This is a genomic window from Cypionkella sp. PAMC25878, assembly GCF_058135695.1.
This window is the reverse complement of the sequence record NZ_CM176871.1, coordinates 763,099-784,265: the sequence shown is the minus strand read 5'-3', so window position 1 is coordinate 784,265 and position 21,167 is coordinate 763,099. Positions and strand designations below refer to the sequence as shown.

Sequence of the window (21,167 nt, the reverse complement as noted above, 5' to 3'; positions counted from 1 at the left end):
AAACAATTCGTAAACGCCACTCCCCTAACCCTTTGATTTCTATAAAACGCCGCAATGCGCTACGCGTGGACAACCCCGCCCCCGATCTGGCATAATCCGACCATGCCCACCCTGTGCCGCGACTGCCTCACCCAATTTGACGCCGGAGCCCGCTGCCCCAAGTGCCGCTCTCCCCGTCTGCTTGCCCACCCCGAGCTGAACACCCTCTCCATCGCCCACATGGATTGCGACGCCTTCTACGCCAGCGTCGAGAAACGCGACAATCCCGAACTCCGCGACAAAGCCGTGATCGTCGGCGGCGGCACCCGGGGGGTCGTCTCCACCTGCTGCTACCTCGCCCGCATCCATGGGGTGCGCTCCGCCATGCCAATGTTTCAGGCGCTGAAACTCTGCCCCGAAGCGGTCGTGGTCAAACCTCGGATGTCGGTCTACGTCGACGCCTCCCGCGCCATCCGGGCAATGATGGAGGCGCTGACCCCGGCGATCGAACCGTTGTCCCTCGACGAAGCTTTCCTCGATCTGACCGGCACAGAACGCCTGCACGGCGCACCCCCTGCGGTGGTTCTGGCAAGGCTGATCAAGCGGATGGAGGATGAATTGGGTCTGTCAGGTTCTGTCGGCCTGTCACACAACAAGTTCCTCGCCAAGATCGCGTCAGACCTCGACAAACCGCGCGGCTTTTCCATCATTGGACGCGCCGAGACAGAGGCCTTCCTGCGCCCCAAACCAGTTCGCATCATCTGGGGCGTCGGCACCGCCGCACAGGCCTCGTTGGAAAAGGCTGGCATCCGCACTATCAATGACCTGCTGCGCTGGGACCGCACCGACCTTGTCGCCCGCTTTGGCAGCATGGGGGACAGGCTTTGGCATTTGGCCCGAGGTATGGACACCCGCCGCGTCAATCGTAATGAAAAGCTGAAGTCGATCAGCAAGGAAACCACCTTCTTCGAGGATACCTCTGATCCCGATCTGCTGGATGGGCATCTCTGGCGGCTGGCCGAGCAAGTCGCAGACCGCGCCAAGGCCAAGGCGCTTTCGGGCAAGACCGTTACCTTGAAACTGAAGCGCTCCGATTTCCAACTGATCAGCCGCCGCCACTCGTTGACCGACCCCACCCAACTGAGCGACCGCATCTACCGCGCCGCCCGCGCTTTGTTCGACCAGACCGACCGCAAAGGCCCGTACCGGCTGATCGGCGTTGGCATCAGCGATCTGGCCCCCGAGGCGCAAGCCGATCTCTCTGCTGATCTTCTGGACCCCAGCGCAGGCAAGCGCGCCGCAGCCGAGCGTGCCACCGACGCGATCCGCGCGCGGTTTGGACGTGAGGCGATTATCAAGGGGCGGGCGTTGCGATAACAGGGACGGCCCCAACTCGGGACCTTTTTTATATGTTTTTAATCAATGGGTTGCGGTGGTGACGTTAGGAGTTTGTTAAGGTTTGATCGGTAGCGAGATAGTGCGCATGGCATATCAAGAACCCTATAGTAAAAACTGTCGATTAGACTGCTAGCGGGAGGCTACCCGTCAACTCAACAACCGCTATTCCGCCGCAAGCGGCAGTTGCTCGCGGCCAATGCTGACGATCTCGGCGATCACCCCGGCCATCAGTGCGCGGAAATCCTCAAAGCCTTCGTGTGGCGTGATGGTGGCTTCATCCATATAAAGCCCGCGATCAATTTCCACCTGTATCACATGACGACGGGCCGAGGGCCGACCGTAGCTTTGCGCGATAAACGCCCCCGCGAAGGGGGTGTTGCGCGCCACCCGCAGGCCCACGCGCTGAAACGCTGCCTCGACCGCATCCATCACATGTCGCCCGGCAGCCGCCCCAAAGCGATCGCCCAGCACGACATCAGGCTTAGGCTGACCGGGGCGACCGTGGCCGTCAATCGCCTCATGTGGCATCGAATGGCAGTCGATCAGCACCGCCTCGCCAAAGGACCGATGGGTTTCCTCGAGCAGCTGCCGCAGCGCGCGGTGGTAGGGGTGCCAGACTTCGGCGATCCGCGCTTCGGCTTCGGCCAGACCCAGCTTACCGCGATAGATCAGCCGGCCACCGGACACCACGCGGGGAATCACCCCCAGCCCAGAGGAGATGCGCGGATTGTGCGGCACGCGGGCAATGCCTTCGATCACGGCTGGGTCAAACTCATCCGGGGCACGGTTCAGATCGAGATAGGCGCGCGGTACATCGGTGATCAGCAAGGGCGCACCATGCAGCGGAGCACTGCCAAATACTTGATCGACAAAGGCATCTTCCGAAGACCGGATCGCATCGCTAGACAGAATCGTCTGCGCCAGAAACGCTGCCGAATAGGACCGCCCACTGTGCGGCGAGGCAAACACCACCGCCGTATCCTGCCGTTCGGGTCGATGAATACGGTAGACCTGCGACACGCCACACTCCTGTTACTTTGTGATATAACTGCAAAATATCCTTTACCGATACCCCCCTTTACCCCCTTGAACCGCGCTGCGACTCTGTTTATAGCCCAGCCATCCGACGCGGTTTCGCCCGCGTCCTTTTGTTTGGGCCTTCGGGCTTGGATGAATAGATTGGGCGGGAACGTCAGGCTTGTGGGCGGTTAGCTCAGCGGTAGAGCACTACGTTGACATCGTAGTGGCCACTGGTTCGATCCCAGTACCGCCCACCATTTCGCCGCTCCCGGCAACGGGGGCAACGCTTTTCAACTGGCGCGAAGACGCGCCGCGAACAAGGGAGATGCTACGATGAAAGTTGCAAACTCGCTGCGCTCGCTGAAAAATCGTCATCGCGATTGCCAGGTCGTGCGCCGTAAAGGCCGCGTCTATGTGATCAACAAGACGCAAAAGCGCTACAAGGCCCGTCAGGGTTGATCGCGCGCAGCAGCACCGAATAGGCCGCCGAGAGCAATCTCTGGCGGCTTTTTCATTGGTGCTGGTTGGGTTGCGTCGGGTTAGCTATGGATGCGCCTGTCTAATGCCAGATCAGAAAGATTCGATTGTGGTGATGCGCGTTGCCGCTTAGGCGAGCTGAGTTCATTTTTGGAGCCCCACGATGCACCCGAATCCCGCCTTCCGCTCCACCCCATTGGAAGACAACCTCGCCTTCGCCCGTGAGCGCGGCTTTGGGATTTTGTCGGTGAACGGGGCCGATGGCCCTTTGGCCGCGCATGTGCCGTTTTTGCTGTCACCCGATGCCAGCTTTGCCGAATTGCATCTGGCACGCTCAAACCCGATTGCGCGCGCCTGCACGGCAGGTCTGCCTGCGCTGATCGCCATCAGCGGCCCTGATGCCTATATCTCGCCCGATTGGTACAACATGAGCGATCAGGTGCCGACGTGGAACTATATCGCGGTGCATCTGCGGGGGGTGCTATCGCCGCTGCCCGAGGCGTCATTGCAGCCGCATGTTGATGCTTTGTCCGCCGAGCATGAAAACCACCTGCTGCCGAAGCTGCCGTGGCAGTGGGACAAAATGTCGGAAGGCGCGCTGCCCCGGATGTTGCGGATGATCCTGCCGTTTCGGTTTGACGTGATCTCGGTCGATGGCATCTGGAAGCTGAACCAGAACAAAACGCCCGAGGTGCGGGCAAGTGCTGCAAGTCATCTGGCGCAGCGGGCCGATACGGGATCGCAGGAGATCGCCGCATTGATACGCCGCGATTTGGGCTGACACTGCCTCGTCCACAGATACCACTCCGCCCCGGACTTGATCCGGGGCCTCGATTCTATAGGCGCAACCCATGAGGCCCTGGATCAAGTCCGGGGCGGCGGAGATTGGGACAGAGTGTCGCCCCTCCAATGCCAATGGCGTTGACACCTACTGCAAAGGTATCAACGCCCCACTCGCCACCCAACCCAGCGCCGTGCCATCCTTGGAAATCCGCGCAAAGCCGTCTTTTTCCTCGATCTTGTAGACGCCATAAAACACCCCCGCCGGAATCTCTTGCAGTGCTGCCCCACCGGGGGCGTCTAGCACCTTCGTGCCGCCCGCCACCACATGCGTCAGCGTCGCAGGGAAGCTTTCAGCACTGGCATCCAGCACGGAAACCATTGACCCCAAAGCGAAATCTGATCCCTTGATCGACATTTGCGGCACTTGGCGCAGCCCGAAAGCAGCGAAGGAAACCTCGGGCACTGTCACGTCCAGAAAGTTGGCGAGCTCCGTCACTTCGATAGTGGAATTGCCATTGCTATCCGCTCGCCCCATCGCATTCAGCATCGCCCAAGTCATCACGCCATGACCCTGATAACCCTCCAGAGCGGGGGCATCGTCGGTCGAGGCCGATAGGATCGTGCGCCCCATCGCCCGAGTCAGCCGCTCCACCGCCGCCGATTGCGCCATCGCGGCATCGACAGACCGCGTCCCCGTCAGGCTGCCACTTTCGCAAGTGTCGTAGATCATAACCGATTTTTTCGCCTTCACCCGAGCCGCCCATTCCTGCCAACGGTCTTGGTCAATCCCCTTGGTGCGGATCGGATCATCGCCTTCAAAGCGGAAATCCTGCGGGATGAAGTAGTATTTGCCCTCAACCGTCTTGCCATGCCCTGCGAGGAAGAACAGGAAAACATCCTGCGATTTCGCCTGTTTGCCCATTTCGGTGAAGGCCGCGTCCAGTTTGGCCTCGGTCACGTCGCGATCCAGCAGGGTCACCACATTCACCGTTTTGAACAGCCCAGCACCGGATTTTTTCATCGCATCTGCAAAAGCTTGCGCATCGGCGACGGCATATTTCAACTGCAAGCGGCCATCTGCGTAATCATTCACTCCCACCGCCAGAACGTGCAAGGCGGGCGGTTCCGAACTGGCCACACCATCCCACGTCACCGTCATTTGACGCGGCGGTGAGGCCACAAGACCAGCGGCATTATAGGCAACGACCTCGATGATATTCTCACCCGGATCCAGCGCGACGCGAGCCTTCGCGGTGGGCAGGTCTTCATCCAACGCCACCGGCGCGCGGGTCGGCTGCACCTCAACCGTCATGCCGTTCAGCCGCCATTCGATGCGCCCAATACCGCCGCCTTCATCTTGCAGCTCGATCTCAACCTCAAAGTCAGGCTCCGACGACTTCGCTGTTGGCAGCTTGAACCGAGTGATCGGCGCGGGGCCGGACCCTAGCACACGCGCAAGGTCCAACTCGGCCGCAGCCTTGGCGACCAGCCCCTTCGGGTCGCCCGCCAGCTTTGCCGCCACCAGATCGGGGCGGTACAAAGCCTGATAGACCTGATCCACCGAGAACGCCCGCAAGCCATTCGACACCGACACCAGCTGCGCGCCATTCAGGGATGCCGCAAAGAACCCCTCGGGCGTCAGCATCAGCCATTCGCCATCCGGCGTTGCCAGAAACTCCGCCAGCAGCGCCCCGGTTTTCAGATCATAGGCATGGTGAATGCCCACCGGGTCCAGCACCACCCCAACCCGCCCGCCCAGCAACGCCGCACGCTGACCTTCCACGTTCAAATCGCGAAACTGCGCGTTCAACGCATCACTGTAAGGCAACGAGGGGTCGTAATCCATGTCGGCCAGAACCGTGTTGATCTCATCCTGACTTAGCGGGATCTGCGCCAGCATTTTCATGTCAAACGCCGCCGCCATGCCTTCCTCAAGACCCGAATACAGGTAGAACCGATCTCCAGCAGGCTCGATCTGTTCCTCCACCCCAAAGCCCGCGCCTGTCATCGGCACCCGCGCCTCTAACTGGGCTTGCGCCAGGTTCCAGGCCCAGACGGTGCCCGCGCCATCAGAGGTGAAAAAGCGGTCGCCTTCCAGCAAGGCGGTGCCGTCTTGGGCATTGGCCAAGGGTGTGGCGAAGGTGGCTTGTTTGGTGAGCGTAGCAGGATCAACCGTCAGAATATCGGTGCCCTGCGAGCCGATCAGCACCAAGCCGCCATCCGGGCCGAAGCTGATCCGGTCCAGCGCAGACATCGCGCGCGGCATCCCCTTGGCTTGCGCATCGGCGGCGTTATCCAGAGTCACCTCCGCAATCAGGCTGCCATCGGCAAGGTTCAGACTGGCGAGATAGGCGACGTAGGGATCGTCTTGCGTGCTGGAATAGGCTAGGGTTTTGCCATCGGGCGAAATGTCCAGCGTCATCAGCCGATAAACACTCGCAGGCAGATCAATGCGGCGGCTGCCTGTCTCAGAAATCACATCCAGCCAGTTTTGCGGTTTGTAAAACCCATCCGACTGCTGCACCAACTGGCTGCCCGCCAGCACCAGGGTGCCGTCTGGCCCAAGCGCCATAGTTGTGATCGCCGCGGTCAGCGGCAGCGCGTTTTCCTGCGCCGGGCCTTCTGGCACGCGGGCAAGAATCTCGCCACTCGGCGCGCGGCGGACCAGACCGCCTTGTAGGTTGGCGGCATATATCCACGTCGAATCGGTACTGAACCGCAGCTTTTGCGCTGGCTCTGCCATCGGGGTCATTGCGGCCCCCGTGGTCAGGTTCCACAGCCGGATCACGTTGCCATCGGCCATCGCCAGCATCTTGCCATCGGGTGAGATCACCATATCCAGCACCGGGCCTTTGAACGGATGCAGACGGAACACCTCGGCCCCGGTCAGCGCATCCTGCACCGCGATATGGCCCGAGGCATAGCCCGCCACGATCAGATTGCTGCCGGGGACCAGCAAAGCCTGCGTTAAATCAGGCTGCTTCACCTTGCGGATCAGACGATGGCTGCGCATGTCCCACAACGCCAGTTCCGCGTTAAAGCCATTGGCCAACACCGTCAGCATCACCGTGCCATCCTGCGCGAAACTGATGGAATGTAGCGAGACATCATCTTGTGCCACATAGTAGTGCGGGTTGGATGGCACCAGTTCAAAGCCTGTAGGATGCTGGGCTTGGGCGGCGGTTAGATCGGCCAGCGGTAGATTGAAACGGGTCAACGGGTCCGTCGCATTGGGGGCGATGACACCCCAGAGATCACCCTGCCGCACCGGAACAACGCCGCCATCATGCCGCCAGAAATCATCAAATTGCGGCTCGGCCACCAATTTGCCATCCGGGGTGATGAAGCCGCGTTTGTCGCCGATCAGCACGCCCGCCAGCCCATCGGTAAAGCCATAGGCGCGGTCATATTCAGCCGGGATCACCAACTGGTTTTGTTTGTTGATATAGCCCCATTTGCCGCCTGCGATCTGTACAGGGACCAGACCTTCGGAGAAATCGCCCGCCGCCGTATAGTCACCGCCGAACTCGATACCGACGCCGTAAGGGGTGGCAAAGCCCCAGCCTTGATCCCCCTGCACGGCAGCAAAGCCGTCACTGACCGGGCGGGTCGCCGCAAAGGGCGCATCGTCACCGATCACCATCGAGCCATCGGCGCAATTCATCTGCACCCAGCCACCCGGCAGCTTGACCGCAACCATGCCCTCCGACGGCGGCAGCGCGTCTTGCACTTCCGGCAGGGTCTGGATGAACGGCTCGGTGCCGCCCGAATAGCTGATAAAATTGTTGTTCCGGGTGCCGGTGATGCAGGTGCCGTCATTGGCCAGCAGGGTATCGAACGGCAGCGGATTGGCCTCAAAGTCGCCACTGGGGGCCAGCGCGTACCACAGGCCCTGATACTTGAACGGGGTATAGCTGGCGGGCTTGCCGATGGCCTCATAGTCAAAGCCCGCGACCTCGGCTCCGGTTAGATCAACCATGCCCCATTTTCCGGCCTTCTGCACCGGAAACCAGCCTTCGCCCGGATCGCCGACCGCTTGGTATTGTGGCGCCACAAGCCATTGACCATCGCGCCCCATCAACCCCCAGAGATCACCTTGCTTCAGCGGCACCACGCCTTGATGCGCGGCACCTGCATCCTGAAAGCTGGGCTGAACCACCCATTGAAAGGCGTCTTCAGCCACCGCAGGCGTGGCGAGAAAGGCGGCAAGGATAAGGGCGCGCACTGCAATACTCCGGCAAGAATGTTTGCAGCGTGCGACGGCCCGGGCGCAGTTGGCAACTGACAAGTGTTGTCATGCGGGGGCTGACACGGCTTAACTGACGGCAAATCAGCGAATCATTATGAACGGAGACATCATGCGGCTTTACACCTCTCCCGCGACGCCCTTTGGCCGCAAGGTCATGGCGTTGATTTTGGAACTTGGCCTGCAAGACCGTATTGAGATCAGCAACGTCATGGGCACGCCGCTGGCGCCGGGGTCGCTGCCGGTGGATCAGAACCCGTTGGGCAAGATCCCTGCGCTGCAAACCGACGCTGGTGCCATCTATGACAGCCGGGTGATCTGCCGCTACCTGAATGATCTGGCAGGAGGTGCGATGTATCCGAGCGGCCCCGCGATCTGGTCCTGCCTGACGCGTGAGGCCACGGTGGACGGAATCTTAGAGGCCGCATTGGCGATGGCTTATGAAGTGCGCCTGCGCCCGGTGGACAAGCAATTCCCCGAATGGATTGAAGCGCAATGGGTCAAAGCCGCCCGTGCGCTGGATGTGGTTGAGGCGGAATGGGCGGAGGTATTGAACGGACCGCTAGAGATGCCACAAATCGGGCTGGCTTGCGCGCTGGGGTATCTCGACTTCCGGCACGATGCGCGAAATTGGCGGCAGGGGCGGCCACAACTGGCGGCATGGGAAGTAGAATTTGCCAAGCGTCCGGCTATGTTGGCGACTCGTCCGGTGCAAGTTTGAGTCATGAAATCCTGACAAAAATACTTTAATTACAACAAATCGCGCCAAACGGGCGGCGTATGGGAATGATTTGCGTAGCTTCAAGGTCGCACATCAGGAAAAGCTGATTTCCGCCGCCCCTGCGCGTCTTTGTCCGCTGGACGCCCGCGCGTTCTGTGGCTAAACCCGCCGTGTAAGGCTCCGGGAAACCGGGGCCGCAGCTATATATCGGTCGCACGCCTTGCGGCCTTTGAAGGGAGAAGTTCTCGTGTCCCACGCAGACGATCACGCAGGCACCCGCAGGGATTTCCTGTACTACGCAACCGCCGGGGCAGGCGTCGTTGCAACTGGCGCGGCGGTTTGGCCGCTGGTCAACCAGATGAACCCCTCGGCCGATACCCGCGCCTTGGCCTCGATCATGGTCGATATCTCGGGCGTCACCGCTGGCACTCAGATCACGGTGAAATGGCGCGGCAAGCCGGTGTTCATTCGCCGCCGCACCCCGGATGATATCGAAAAGGGCCGCGCTGTGGCTTTGACCGATCTGCCCGACACCAATGCCGAGAACGCCAACCTTGATGCGTCTGCCACCGCAGAAGACAAAAATCGCACGTTGGATGAAGCGGGTGAGTGGCTGGTGATGATGGGGGTTTGCACCCATCTTGGCTGCGTGCCCTTGGGCGATGCCGGCGATTTCGACGGCTGGTTCTGCCCGTGCCACGGCTCACACTACGACATGGCTGGCCGTATTCGCAAAGGTCCAGCCCCGCGCAACCTGCCGGTTCCGGTGGCGAAGTTCGAAAACCCCACCACGATCAAGCTCGGATAAGGGACACAAACCATGGCCGGAATTCCGCACGACCACTATGAGCCAAAGCCGGGCTTTCAGACCTGGCTGCACAACCGTCTGCCGATCGTCGCGATTGCCTATGATACGCTGATGATCCCGACGCCGAAAAACCTGAACTGGATGTGGATCTGGGGCATCGTGCTCGCGTTCTGTCTGGGTCTGCAAATCATCACTGGCGTGGTGCTGGCGATGCATTACACGCCGCATGTCGATCTGGCGTTCCGCTCGGTTGAACATATCATGCGCGATGTGAACGGCGGCTATATGCTGCGCTACATCCACGCCAACGGCGCGTCTTTGTTCTTCTTTGCCGTCTATCTGCACATCTTCCGCGGCCTCTACTACGGTTCGTACAAAGCCCCGCGCGAAGTCACTTGGATCATCGGCATGTTGATCTATCTGGCGATGATGGCGACGGGTTTCATGGGCTACGTTCTACCTTGGGGCCAAATGTCGTTCTGGGGTGCCACGGTGATCACCGGCCTGTTCGGGGCTATCCCCGGCATTGGCCCGACCGTGCAGGAATGGCTGCTGGGCGGCCCTGCGGTGGACAATGCCACGCTGAACCGCTTCTTCAGCCTGCACTACCTGCTGCCCTTCGTGATTGCCGCCCTTGTGGCGCTGCACATCTGGGCGTTCCACAACACCGGCAACAACAACCCGACCGGTGTTGAAGTGCGCCGCACCTCGAAAGAGGATGCCGCGAAAGACACCGTGCCGTTCTGGCCGTATTATGTGATCAAAGACCTGTTCGCGCTGTGTGTCATTCTGGTGATCTTCTTCGCGGTCGTCAGCTTCATGCCGAACTTCCTCGGCGATCCCGTCAACTACGTGCAGGCCAACCCGCTGTCGACCCCGGCGCATATCGTGCCAGAATGGTACTTCCTGCCGTTCTACGCGATTCTGCGCGCTTTCACCGCAGATGTTTGGGTGGTGCAACTGGTGCATTTCGTCACCTTCGGCATCGTTGACGCCAAATTCTTCGGCGTGGTGGCGATGTTCGGCGCGATTGCCGTGCTGGCTTTGGTGCCGTGGCTGGACACCTCCTCTGTGCGCTCGGGTCGCTATCGTCCGAAGTTCAAGGCCTGGTTCTGGCTGCTGGTGATCGACTTCATCGTGCTGATGTGGGTCGGCGCACAGGTGCCAAACGAACTGATGTCGTGGATCTCGCTGATCGCGTCGGCCTACTGGTTCGCCTATTTCCTCGTCATCCTGCCGCTGCTGGGCGTGCTGGAAAAACCGCTGCCGCAACCGGCAACGATTGAGGAAGACTTCAAATCGCACTACGCCAATCCGGCCGAGTGAGAGAAAGGAACTGACTGAGATGTTTCGCAAGATCGCAATCAGCGCTGTCTCTGCACTAAGCCTGATGACCGGGGCAGCTTTCGCCGCGGAAGAAGGTGGCCATGTTGAGGACGTAGCTTTCAGCTTTGAAGGCCCGTTCGGCAGCTATGACACCCATCAGCTGCAACGTGGGCTTCAGGTCTATACCGAGGTTTGTGCCGCCTGCCACGGTTTGAACTTCGTGCCAATCCGCACGCTTGGGGATGAGGGCGGCCCGCAGTTGCCGGAAGACCAAGTGCGCGCCTACGCCAAGGCCTTTACCGTGACCGATAAGGACACCGGTGAAGATCGTCCCGGCCTGCCGGTTGACCTGTTTCCCGCCAATACAGGTGCTGGCGCACCCGATCTTTCGCTGATGGCGAAGGCAAGGGCGGGCTTCCACGGCCCCTACGGTCTTGGCTTCAACCAGATCTTCAAGGGCATGGGCGGGCCGGAATATATCGTGTCGTTGCTGCATGGTTACACCGGCGAGCAGAAAGATGAAGCGGGCTCGACCTTCTACGAAAACCCCGTGTTCTCAACAGGTTGGATCAAGATGCCGCCGCCCTTGGCCGATGGCCAGGTGACCTTCGCCGATGGCGCGCCGAATGATGTCAAGCACATGGCCGAAGACGTGGCGGCTTTCCTGATGTGGACGGCTGAACCGAAGCTGAATGCGCGTAAAGACACAGGCTTCAAGGCCGTGCTGTTCCTGATTCTGCTGTCCTCGCTGTTGTATCTGACCAACAAGCGGCTGTGGTCGGGCGTCAAAGGCAAGAAACTGCACTGAGTTTTGGATTATTGCTTTCGGAAAAACCCCGCCTCGCGCGGGGTTTTTTCATGGCTAACCGAGGTAATCTTTTAGCGCTTGTGGTGGGTTAGCAAACAACTCCGCAGTCGTCACCGGAGCTTGCGCCACCCCATCCGCCACCAGCACGGTCTTACCTGCAAAGCGTTTCGCATCGCTCGGATCATGCGTCACCATCAGCACCGCCGCCCCTGTCGCGGTTGCCACCTCATCCAGCAAATCCAGCATCTCAGCCTTCAAAGCCGGCCCCAGCGCCGCAAACGGCTCATCCAGCAACAGCACAGGACGCGCCCGCAAAAGTGCCCGCGCCAGTGCCGCCCTGCCCTGCTGCCCACCGGAAAGCTGGCCGGGTTTGCGCGCGCCCATGCCCGCAAGCCCCACCCGCGCCAGCGCCGTCTCAATCTGTGCCGCCTGCGCTGAGGTCAGACGCAAAGTTGGCGACAGGCCAAGCCCAAGGTTCTGCGCCAGGGTCAGATGCGGAAACAGATTTTGGTCCTGAAACAGAATGGTTAAGGGCCGATCCCCCGGCAAGACCCCGGCCAGATCAGCGCCTTGCCATAGGATGCGCCCCTGCGTGGGCGGCAAGAACCCAGCCAAAGCCATCAGCAGCGTCGATTTCCCAGCGCCTGATGGCCCGAGCAACGCCACCCTGTCACCGGGGGCCACCGACCAATGCGCGGTCAGGTGAAAATCATCCTGCTGCAAAACCAGCGTTTCAAGCGTCAGCATAGCGGCTTCCCAATCGGTCAAAGGCCCAGAACAGCGCAAAGCTGATCGTTACCAGTATCAGTGACGCCGCAGCCGCCTGTTGTAGCCGATACGCTCCGATCAAATGCTGCACGAACAGCGGCAAAGTCGCGCCCCCATCGCCCGCAAACAGCGCAATCACTCCAAGATCGCCCATCGACAACGCGGCGGCCAACCCCGCGCCATAGCCCAAAGGCCGCGCCAATCGCGGCAGGATGACAAAGCGCAGCGTCGTGCGGTGCGGCAAGCCCAATGATTTTGTCAACCGGCCATAATCAACCTCAATTTGGCGGGCTTCCGGCAGCAACAGGCGGAAAAGATAGGGCAAAGTCAGCGTGGCATTGACCAGAACAGTGATCGGAAGCGCCAAGGTTTCCGGCGTCACAAACGGCCGCACCATCAGGAAAAGCCCGGTTCCCAACACAAGCGAGCTCGCCGCAAGCGGCAGCATCGCCGCCAGTTCGATGGCGCGGCTTTTGCTGCGCGCCGCCCCCGTCGCCAACACCAACGCAGCACTCGTTGCCAGCAAAGCCGACACCACTGCCACCGAAACCGAGCGCAATACCGCAGGCCAAAGCCCGTTCGGCAGCGCAGCGAGCCCCGGCACGCCCTTGATTACCACCGCGAGCAACGGCGCAAATAGAAACAGTGCGGCGGCGGCAATCGCCAGCACATCCAAAACGCACCGCCAACCAGCGGCAGCGGGCATTTCTATGCGCCGTCCCAGCCCCGCGCCAAAGCCCTGTGGCAAGGTCAACCGCGCCGCAGTCAGCGTGATCGCTGCACACAGAGTAAACTGCACCGCCGCCAGCAAAGCCGCGCGGCCCAGATCAAACTCGAACCGCAACGATTGGTAGATCGCAAGCTCCAGCGTGCTCGCCTTTGGCCCCCCGCCCAGCATCAAAGCGATGGCAAAACTCGCCAGACAAATCAGCAGGATCACCGCGAAAATCCCCGGTAGTTGTGCCCGCAACATCGGTGCTTCCAGATGCCGGAACTGCGCGGATGGCGGCAAGCCCAGTGACTGCGCCAGCCGAAACCGCTCGGCCGGGATCGACTGCCAGCCATGCAGCAGCATTCGTGTGGCAAGCGGCATGTTGAAAAATACATTCGCCAGCACAACGCCGTGCAGCCCAAAGATCGAAACCTCCGACAGCCCCAACGGCGCCAGCGCCATATTGATCGGCCCACCCCGGCCAAACACCGTCAGCAGCCCCATCACCGCCACCACCACCGGCAGCACGAAAGGTGCCGCCAGCAACCGGATCAGCGCCCCCCGCAGCGGAAAGCGGCGGCGGAACAAAGCCCGGGCGACTGGGATCGCGAGTAGGGCTGACGCCGCGGCCGAAAGACTGGCTTGCAGCACGGTGAACCGCACAGCCTGCCAATCCGCCGGGGCCAAAGCGAAGCTGTCCGCGCGCGCGGCCACCATCACTGCACTGCCAAGGATCAGTGCGGCAATGGCGATGCTCAGCCCGACGGCTGGGCTTAGCGGGACAGCGCGGCTTGCCATTCCGCAATCGCTGGGGCGCGGGCGGCTTCGGCCTCTGATGCCGACATCAGCAAAGATTTCGCCGGTTGGACCAGCGTTTCAAACCCTTTCGGCAAACCCTCCGCCGGTGTTTTCGCCGGATACATCCAGTTCGTGGTAATCAGCACCGACTGCGCCGCATCTGCGGTCAGGTAGGCCAGAAACTGGTCCGCCAGCGCCGATTGCTGCGACGTGGCCAGTTTGCCCGCCACCTCAACCTGCATGTAATGCCCCTCAGAAAACGCCGCCGCCGCCTTGGTATCGTCCTTCTCGGCGATCAGATGATAGGCGGGCGAGGTGGTGTAAGACAGCACCATATCGGCCTGCCCCTCGGTAAACATGCCATAAGCCTCCGACCATCCGGGCGTCACCGTGATGATGTTATCGGCGAGATCCGCCCAGATCTGCGGGGCCCTGTCGCCGTAAGCCGCCTTCACCCACAAAACCAGCCCCAGACCGGGCGTCGAAGACCGCGGGTCCTCGATCACGACTTTCAGATCAGACGCCGCGAGTTCTTCAAAGCTGGTCGGCGGTGTTGCTACCTTGGTTTTGTCGTAAACGAAGGCGAAGTAACCCCAATCGAACGGGATGAAGTTGGGGTCCTCGAACGGCACCGGCAAGGTATTAGGCTGGGCCGCTACGGGTGCGAACAATCCGGTTGCGGTGGCGTCGGCGGTGAGGTTGGTATCGAGGCCTACGACGACATCGGCCTTGCTATCCGCCCCCTCCAACTTCACCCGCGCCAACAAAGCGGCACCATCGCCTGCGGTGACGAATTTCAGGTCGCAGCCGCAGGTCGCCTCAAATCCCTTCTCAATCGCCGGGCCGGGGCCCCATTCCGAGGTGAAGCTGTCGTAGGTCAGCACGGTGAGAACGGGCGTGTCAGCCAGCGCGGGCGAGGCGAGGAATGCAAGGCCCGCAGCGAGGAGTTTGGTGGTCATCTTTCTCTCCAACGTTGCGACGGAAATGGTCGGGGATGGAGAGATCCAGCACCTTCCCTCCGCCGGTATGATCCGGTTCAGGTTCAACGGGTCCGCATCGCTGCATCTCAGCCTTCGGGCCGTTTGTGGGAAACGACCCTGGGCACCCCGAGGTAAGCCAGAGCATAGGGAAACCGTGGATGGGTGCAAGGGGGAGTTTTGGCCGTGGCGTGTCCACGTGTGGCAGAATTTTCAGAATATATATATCAAGGACTTAGCCTATGCTGATTCATCATTTGTTAAGCTTTGCCCGCTCTGCCGCCGCCAGATTTTGCGTTTTGTGCAGGCCTTGTGGCGGCTTGCGATAGCCCCTTGGCGCGGCTAACCTTGCCTTAACCATCGGCTGCGAGAATGGGATTTGGGTCGGGTCAACCTGGCCCACACGGGGGCGGGATGAACCATCTGTATTACGGCGACAACCTGAAAGTGCTGCGCGAGTCTATCCGCGATGAAAGCGTCGATCTGATCTACCTTGACCCGCCGTTCAACTCGAACGCCAGCTATAATGTGCTGTTCAAAGGGCCAGCGGGCGCGGAGTCTGCCGCGCAGATAGAGGCGTTTGACGAAACGATCCAGTCCAGTAAAGCGCGGTGACTCAGACGCTTCTCGCCATGCTAATAAGTAAGCGACAGACGATTAGAGGAAGATTGGTGCAATGAAATGCCATCAGTGCGACCGTCCAGCGATGTATTTGATTGGCGAAAACAACAGCATTCCCGTCTGCCTAGATTGCTATGGAAAATGGTCGCACATCATGAATATGCAGTTTCTCCAAAATGCCGCGATGATGAATCAAGCTTTGAACGACATGGAGATGGTTACGGGCTATCCAAGTCAGGGTGGAAGAATGCCTGTGCAAGCCCTCGCTCAGGCGATGATGAGGAGTCACACATTGAACAACATCAGTATATCTCAGTCGCAAATCGGGGTGCTAAATACCGGCTCGATTCAAAGAATCGATGCTGCCATCACGCTGTCGAAGGCCTCAGATGCAGAGGAAGTCGGCACATATATTAAGAGCCTTACAGAAGCTGTGATTACATCTAAAGAATTGGACGTCGCACAGCAAACTGAAATCATTGAACTAACTGAAACTCTGGCAGAGGAAATAGTCGGAAAACGCAAGCCAGCAACTATCACGGCAGTTATGAAAGCAATCTCGGAAAAAGTTAGTGGGGTGACAGCATTGGTGGGGGCCGCCGACAAATTATGGCAAGTGATTAAACCGCTGCTTCCGATCTAGGGTCAGGACCTATTGATTTTGCAACGCAGCCGTGATTCAGGCTCCGCAAGGAGACTGAGCAATGAGCAACCTTTACTGGCTGACGGGCGAGCAGATGGCTCGACTTAAACCCTTCTTTCCCAAGAGCCACGGGGTGCCGCGTGTCGATGATCGTCGGGTCTTGAGCGGCATTATCTTCATCAATCGCAATGGCTTGCGTTGGTCTGACGCGCCGAAGGAATACGGCCCGGCGAAGACGCTTTACAACCGTTGGAAGCGATGGGGCGACATGGGCGTCTTTGCCCGGATGATGGAAGGGTTGGCCTCCGAGGCGGCGGTCCCGAAGACGGTGATGATCGACGCGACCTATCTCAAGGCGCACCGCACGGCTTCAAGCCTTGGGGTGAAAAAGGGGGGCGCGGTCGTCTGATTGGCCGGACCAAAGGTGGCATGAATACCAAACTGCATGCCGTCACTGACGAAAACGGCCGACCGATCCGCTTCTTCATGACCGCAGGTCAGGTCAGCGATTACACCGGCGCTGCGGCCTTACTGGGCAGCTTACCCAAAGCGACGTGGCTGCTGGCTGACCGGGGTTATGACGCCGACTGGTTCCGAGACGCCCTGAAAAACAAGGGGATCACGCCTTGCATCCCCGGCCGGAAGTCACGCGCGAAGCCTGTCAAATACGATAAACGCCGATACAAACGCCGCAATCGGATTGAGATCATGTTTGGCCGTCTCAAAGACTGGCGGCGGGTGGCAACACGTTACGACAGATGCCCAAAAGTCTTCCTCTCCGCCGTCGCTCTCGCCGCAACCGTCTTGTTCTGGCTTTGACGATCAATGAGTCTGGACCCTAGCACGGGGCCCGACATATTTGCGAGTTGTGGCGGCTAACTTCGCCAGAAACTTTCGTCCAAATTGCTGCTTCGAATATGTTCATATGAGCGTTCGCGTATGGGTACCGCAGCTGTATATAGGGTGCCTCCCCATCATGTTAACCCGTCGCCCTCTTGCAGCGTATCCTCAACGCCTCGAGCAATCCCGGCGATGTGGTGCTCGATCCGTTTTGCGGCTGCGGCACCACGGTGCATGCGGCGCAGAAACTCGGGCGGCAGTGGATTGGCATTGATGTGACGCATCTTGCCATCGGGCTGATCGAAAAGCGGCTGCGCGATGCGTTTGAAGGCGTGCAGTTCCTCACCCACGGCGTGCCGCAGGATATCGAGGGCGCGCGCAACCTCGCGTCGCGGGGCCGCGACGACAAGAATTACTACTTCGAGTTTGAAAAATGGGCGCTGTCACTGATTGCGGCGCAACCGGGCAACCTTTCTAAGAAGGGCGCGGATAAGGGCATTGATGGCAACCTGTATTTCGGCGCGAAATCTGAGGGCGCCGATTGTCTCGGTGAAGGCGGGCGATAACGTCGGTGTGGCGATGATCCGCGATCTGCGTGGGGTGATCGAGCGCGAGCGTGCCGGGGAGGGTGTGTTTCTGACCCTGACCGAGCCGTCGAAACCAATGATCACCGAAGCGGCGGGGGCGGGGCTGTATGAGCTGCCCGGTTTCGCCGCGGTTCCCCGCATCCAGATCGTGACGATAGAGCATGCCATGGCGCTGCGCGACCGGGCGGTGCGTTTACCCGCTCGCAGGGATGACGGGTTTAAGAAGGCGGCGAAGGAGGTTGACGGCAGCGCACAGGGGGCGTTGGAGTTTTAAGGGTTTATCGGGGGCAGTGCTTGGCTTATTGGGGGTGCAAAGAGGAGCCTGCGCATGAGCCTGAACACCTTCGGTCATCTGTTTCGCGTCACCACTTGGGGCGAAAGCCACGGGCCTGCGATTGGCTGCACGGTGGATGGCTGTCCTCCGGGGGTGCGGCTGTCGGAGGCGGATTTGCAGCCTTGGTTGGATCAGCGCAAGCCGGGGACGTCGAAGTTTACGACGCAGCGGAAAGAGGCGGATGAGGTGCGGATTCTGTCGGGGGTGTTTGAGGGGGGCACGACGGGGACGCCTATTCAGTTGATGATTGAGAACACCGACCAGCGCAGCAAGGATTACAGCAACATCGCGCAGGCGTTTCGACCGGGGCATGCGGATATCACCTACCATCAGAAATACGGGATCCGGGATTATCGCGGGGGTGGTCGGAGTTCAGCGCGGGAGACGGCTTCGCGGGTGGCGGCTGGTGGGGTGGCTCGGGCGGTGTTGGCTTCGTTGGTACCGGGGTTGAAGATCTCGGGGTATATGGTGCGGATGGGGGTGATGGGGATTGATCGGTCGCGGTTTGATGCGGCGGTGATTGGGAGCAATCCGTTCTTTTGTCCTGATCCGGGGGCTGTTGCGGAGTGGGCTGACTATCTGGATGGGTTGCGGCTGGACCACAATTCGGTGGGGGCGGTGATTGAGGTGACGGCTTCGGGGGTGCCTGCGGGGTTGGGGGCGCCGTTGTATGGGAAGCTCGATTCCGATCTGGCAAGCGCGATGATGTCGATCAATGCGGTGAAGGGGGTCGAGATTGGCGACGGGTTCGATGCTGCCACTTTGACCGGGGTTGAGAATGCGGATGAGATCAGGATGGGGGCGCACGGGCCGGAGTTCTTGTCGAACCATGCGGGGGGGATCTTGGGCGGGATTTCCAGCGGGCAGGCGGTGGTGGTGCGGTTCGCGGTGAAGCCGACCTCGTCTATTCTGACCCCCCGGGCGACGATTGATGCGACGGGGGCGGAGATTGATCTGGTCACCAAGGGGCGGCACGACCCTTGCGTGGGGATCCGGGCGGTTCCGGTGGGGGAGGCGATGATGGCCTGCGTTCTGGCCGACCATCTTTTGCTGGACCGGGGTCAGACCGGCGGGGTTCGGGGGCGGATCGGGTAGGGCCCCAACTCGGGACCTTTTTTTGTTGTTTTATATCAGTGGGTTGGGGTGGTGGATTTAAGGATTTGTTAAGGTTTGGGGGACTTGTGGTGTCCACATGGCCGCGCTTGATGTGTCGGTTGCGACATTGAGTCGAAAATGTCGCAACGGCCAACATTCTCCCCAAAACCGGCAACATTCTCGGCAAAAGGTGCAATTAAATTAATTTTCGGCCTATATACTCAAGTCAGAGGAATGGTCGCACATTATGTCTAAAGCACTGATAAATAAAGACATTATAGTTTGGGCGTTGAGTCGGGCGGATGCAACGCCTGACGCTGTTGCGGTACGTCTAAATGTTCGTCCAGAAGTGGTCACAGCTTGGCTTGAAGGTTCGGATCGCCCTACGTTCCTACAAGCTCAAAAGCTGGCCGATGTGCTGAGCATCCCATTTGGCTACCTATATCTGCCCACACCTCCTATCGAGCAAACTCTTCTCCCTGATTTCCGAACAGTAGGTGGCGAACAGCGCAAAATGGACATCAACACCAAAACTCTGTTGGGTGACGTGATGTTCAAAAGGGATTGGTACAAAGAATACAAAGAGTTGAATGGGTATGATCCAATTCCGTTCATAAAAAGATACACCTTGCAGAGCGACCCCAAAATCGTCGCAGCAGATATTCTGATCGAGTTGCACGGAGATTCCGCAAGGCCAAAATCTAGTAACTACGAAGATTATTTAACCTATTTGATGGCTTGTGCTGAAACGCGAGGAATATGGGTGATGCGTACTGGTATTGTCGGCAGCAATACCCATCGACCTCTTTCCGTCGCTGCATTTAGGGGAATGGCAATAGCGGACCCAATCATCCCATTAGTAATAATCAATGGGCAAGATAGCACCTCTGCGCAAATATTCACATTTGCTCATGAACTGGCGCATCTTTGGATTGGAGAATCTGGGGTATCTAGTATCCGATTGGATGAACCTGATTTTGGAACACGCAGTTCTATAGAAAAATTCTGCAACAAAGTTGCTGCGGAATTTCTCACACCTGAAGTCGAATTTCGAGCGCGGTGGATTACACGCTTAAGTCTAAATGATCAGGTGGATAGTATTTCGGCCCATTTCAAAGTGAGCCGAATCGTTGTTGCGCGTAGAGCTAGAGACTATGGTTTTATAAACGATGATGTGTATCGTGCTTTCTACGCCTCGGAACAACAAAGATGGCAGATACTAAAAGAACGCAAGAAAAGTGGTGGAAATTTCTTTAACACCTTACCGATTAGAAATGGTAGAAACTTCACTAGAGCTGTTGTGCAGGAAGCAATGCGTGGAAGTATGCTGTTGCGGCAGGCGGCCTCGCTCTTAGGAGTGCAACCGGGTAAGCTCAAAGAAATCTACGAAAGGATGTAGCCCTAGGGTCAGGACCTATTGATTTTGCAACGCAGCCGTGATTCAGGCTCCGCAAGGAGACTGAGCAATGAGCAACCTTTACTGGCTGACGGACGAGCAGATGGCTCGACTTAAACCCTTCTTTCCCAAGAGCCACGGGGTGCCGCGTGTCGATGATCGTCGGGTCTTGAGCGGCATTATCTTCATCAATCGCAATGGCTTGCGTTGGTCTGACGCGCCGAAGGAATACGGCCCGGCGAAGACGCTTTACAACCGTTGGAAGCGATGGGGCGACATGGGCGTCTTTGCCCGGATGATGGAAGGGTTGGCCTCCGAGGCGGCGGTCCCGAAGACGGTGATGATCGACGCGACCTATCTCAAGGCGCACCGCACGGCTTCAAGCCTTGGGGTGAAAAAGGGGGGCGCGGTCGTCTGATTGGCCGGACCAAAGGTGGCATGAATACCAAACTGCATGCCGTCACTGACGAAAACGGCCGACCGATCCGCTTCTTCATGACCGCAGGTCAGGTCAGCGATTACACCGGCGCTGCGGCCTTACTGGGCAGCTTACCCAAAGCGACGTGGCTGCTGGCTGACCGGGGTTATGACGCCGACTGGTTCCGAGACGCCCTGAAAAACAAGGGGATCACGCCTTGCATCCCCGGCCGGAAGTCACGCGCGAAGCCTGTCAAATACGATAAACGCCGATACAAACGCCGCAATCGGATTGAGATCATGTTTGGCCGTCTCAAAGACTGGCGGCGGGTGGCAACACGTTACGACAGATGCCCAAAAGTCTTCCTCTCCGCCGTCGCTCTCGCCGCAACCGTCTTGTTCTGGCTTTGACG

At 59.4% G+C, this 21,167-nt stretch carries 20 protein-coding genes, 1 tRNA gene and 1 riboswitch; of the genes, 16 read left to right on the top strand and 5 right to left on the bottom strand.

Annotated features, from left to right (window positions below):
• The first annotated feature begins 102 nt into the window (after nt 1–102).
• Nucleotides 103–1,356 carry a DNA polymerase IV gene (locus ACS5RD_RS03625; protein ID WP_489931324.1) on the top strand — a complete coding sequence of 418 codons (1,254 nt, stop codon included), beginning with the start codon at nt 103–105 and terminating at the stop codon, nt 1,354–1,356.
• Between the two features lie 183 nt (nt 1,357–1,539).
• On the opposite strand, the gene ACS5RD_RS03620 is transcribed toward ACS5RD_RS03625, so the two are convergent.
• Nucleotides 1,540–2,397 carry an N-formylglutamate amidohydrolase gene (locus tag ACS5RD_RS03620; RefSeq protein ID WP_489930033.1) on the bottom strand — a complete coding sequence of 286 codons (858 nt, stop codon included), beginning with the start codon at nt 2,395–2,397 and terminating at the stop codon, nt 1,540–1,542.
• Between the two features lie 182 nt (nt 2,398–2,579).
• Between ACS5RD_RS03620 and ACS5RD_RS03615 the strand changes: the two genes are divergently transcribed.
• From ACS5RD_RS03615 to ACS5RD_RS03605, 3 genes are all read left to right on the top strand, one after another.
• Nucleotides 2,580–2,654: transfer RNA gene (locus ACS5RD_RS03615), tRNA-Val, on the top strand.
• 76 nt (nt 2,655–2,730) lie between these two features.
• Nucleotides 2,731–2,856 carry a type B 50S ribosomal protein L36 gene (ykgO, locus tag ACS5RD_RS03610; RefSeq protein ID WP_054006596.1) on the top strand — a complete coding sequence of 42 codons (126 nt, stop codon included), beginning with the start codon at nt 2,731–2,733 and terminating at the stop codon, nt 2,854–2,856.
• 181 nt (nt 2,857–3,037) lie between these two features.
• Nucleotides 3,038–3,655 (top strand): FMN-binding negative transcriptional regulator, encoded by a 618-nt coding sequence (locus ACS5RD_RS03605; protein ID WP_489930032.1) that lies wholly within the window; start codon nt 3,038–3,040, stop codon nt 3,653–3,655.
• A 147-nt stretch (nt 3,656–3,802) separates the two neighbouring features.
• On the opposite strand, the gene ACS5RD_RS03600 is transcribed toward ACS5RD_RS03605, so the two are convergent.
• Complete coding sequence (locus tag ACS5RD_RS03600; RefSeq protein WP_489930031.1) at nt 3,803–7,882, bottom strand: WG repeat-containing protein; 4,080 nt, start codon at nt 7,880–7,882, stop codon at nt 3,803–3,805.
• 133 nt (nt 7,883–8,015) lie between these two features.
• On the opposite strand from ACS5RD_RS03600, the gene ACS5RD_RS03595 reads away from it, so the two are divergent.
• From ACS5RD_RS03595 to ACS5RD_RS03580, 4 genes are all read left to right on the top strand, one after another.
• Nucleotides 8,016–8,624 (top strand): glutathione S-transferase, encoded by a 609-nt coding sequence (locus ACS5RD_RS03595; protein ID WP_489930030.1) that lies wholly within the window; start codon nt 8,016–8,018, stop codon nt 8,622–8,624.
• Nucleotides 8,625–8,871: 247 nt separating this feature from the next.
• Nucleotides 8,872–9,432: a ubiquinol-cytochrome c reductase iron-sulfur subunit gene (gene petA, locus ACS5RD_RS03590; protein ID WP_054006599.1), complete on the top strand. Its 561-nt coding sequence runs from the start codon at nt 8,872–8,874 to the stop codon at nt 9,430–9,432.
• 12 nt (nt 9,433–9,444) lie between these two features.
• Nucleotides 9,445–10,758 carry a cytochrome b gene (gene petB, locus ACS5RD_RS03585; protein WP_054006600.1) on the top strand — a complete coding sequence of 438 codons (1,314 nt, stop codon included), beginning with the start codon at nt 9,445–9,447 and terminating at the stop codon, nt 10,756–10,758.
• 19 nt (nt 10,759–10,777) lie between these two features.
• Complete coding sequence (locus tag ACS5RD_RS03580; RefSeq protein ID WP_489930029.1) at nt 10,778–11,566, top strand: cytochrome c1; 789 nt, start codon at nt 10,778–10,780, stop codon at nt 11,564–11,566.
• Nucleotides 11,567–11,620: 54 nt separating this feature from the next.
• On the opposite strand, the gene ACS5RD_RS03575 is transcribed toward ACS5RD_RS03580, so the two are convergent.
• From ACS5RD_RS03575 to thiB, 3 genes are read right to left on the bottom strand one after another with little or no spacing between them, the layout of a single operon-like run.
• Nucleotides 11,621–12,313 (bottom strand): thiamine ABC transporter ATP-binding protein, encoded by a 693-nt coding sequence (locus tag ACS5RD_RS03575; RefSeq protein WP_489930028.1) that lies wholly within the window; start codon nt 12,311–12,313, stop codon nt 11,621–11,623.
• Nucleotides 12,300–13,844, bottom strand: coding sequence for an ABC transporter permease subunit (locus tag ACS5RD_RS03570; protein WP_489930027.1), 1,545 nt, complete (start codon nt 13,842–13,844; stop codon nt 12,300–12,302). Before ACS5RD_RS03570 ends, ACS5RD_RS03575 begins: the two co-directional genes overlap by 14 nt.
• On the bottom strand, nt 13,820–14,803 hold the full coding sequence (thiB, locus tag ACS5RD_RS03565; protein ID WP_489930026.1) for a thiamine ABC transporter substrate binding subunit: 984 nt from the start codon (nt 14,801–14,803) through the stop codon (nt 13,820–13,822). Before thiB ends, ACS5RD_RS03570 begins: the two co-directional genes overlap by 25 nt.
• A 37-nt stretch (nt 14,804–14,840) precedes the next feature.
• A riboswitch (TPP riboswitch) is annotated at nt 14,841–14,963 on the bottom strand.
• Between the two features lie 272 nt (nt 14,964–15,235).
• Here thiB and ACS5RD_RS03560 point away from each other — a divergent pair.
• The 8 genes from ACS5RD_RS03560 (at nt 15,236) to ACS5RD_RS03525 (ending at nt 21,165) form a co-directional block, all read left to right on the top strand.
• Nucleotides 15,236–15,436 carry a hypothetical protein gene (locus ACS5RD_RS03560; protein WP_489930025.1) on the top strand — a complete coding sequence of 67 codons (201 nt, stop codon included), beginning with the start codon at nt 15,236–15,238 and terminating at the stop codon, nt 15,434–15,436.
• Nucleotides 15,437–15,497: 61 nt separating this feature from the next.
• Entirely contained in the window at nt 15,498–16,085 is a 588-nt protein-coding gene (locus ACS5RD_RS03555) for a hypothetical protein (protein ID WP_489930024.1), read from the top strand.
• A 61-nt stretch (nt 16,086–16,146) separates the two neighbouring features.
• Nucleotides 16,147–16,904, top strand: a protein-coding gene (locus ACS5RD_RS03550; RefSeq protein WP_489930023.1) for an IS5 family transposase whose coding sequence is annotated in 2 segments (ribosomal slippage) — nt 16,147–16,465 and nt 16,465–16,904 — 759 coding nt in all. Because the reading frame shifts where the segments join, the coding sequence is not laid out codon by codon here.
• Between the two features lie 176 nt (nt 16,905–17,080).
• Nucleotides 17,081–17,491 carry a DNA methyltransferase gene (locus ACS5RD_RS03545; protein ID WP_489930022.1) on the top strand — a complete coding sequence of 137 codons (411 nt, stop codon included), beginning with the start codon at nt 17,081–17,083 and terminating at the stop codon, nt 17,489–17,491.
• Nucleotides 17,475–17,786: a hypothetical protein gene (locus tag ACS5RD_RS03540; RefSeq protein ID WP_489930021.1), complete on the top strand. Its 312-nt coding sequence runs from the start codon at nt 17,475–17,477 to the stop codon at nt 17,784–17,786. The genes ACS5RD_RS03545 and ACS5RD_RS03540 overlap by 17 nt, the downstream gene beginning before the upstream one ends.
• Nucleotides 17,787–17,840: 54 nt before the next feature.
• The gene (gene aroC / locus ACS5RD_RS03535) at nt 17,841–18,941 is read left to right on the top strand and encodes a chorismate synthase (protein ID WP_489930020.1); all 1,101 of its coding nucleotides are present in this window, start codon (nt 17,841–17,843) and stop codon (nt 18,939–18,941) included.
• 247 nt (nt 18,942–19,188) lie between these two features.
• Nucleotides 19,189–20,340, top strand: coding sequence for an ImmA/IrrE family metallo-endopeptidase (locus ACS5RD_RS03530; protein ID WP_489930019.1), 1,152 nt, complete (start codon nt 19,189–19,191; stop codon nt 20,338–20,340).
• A 67-nt stretch (nt 20,341–20,407) separates the two neighbouring features.
• Nucleotides 20,408–21,165 (top strand): IS5 family transposase gene (locus ACS5RD_RS03525; protein WP_489927796.1). Its coding sequence is split into 2 segments (ribosomal slippage): nt 20,408–20,726 and nt 20,726–21,165, totalling 759 coding nucleotides; the frame shifts between segments, so codons are not numbered across the junction.
• The last annotated feature ends 2 nt before the right edge of the window (nt 21,166–21,167 follow it).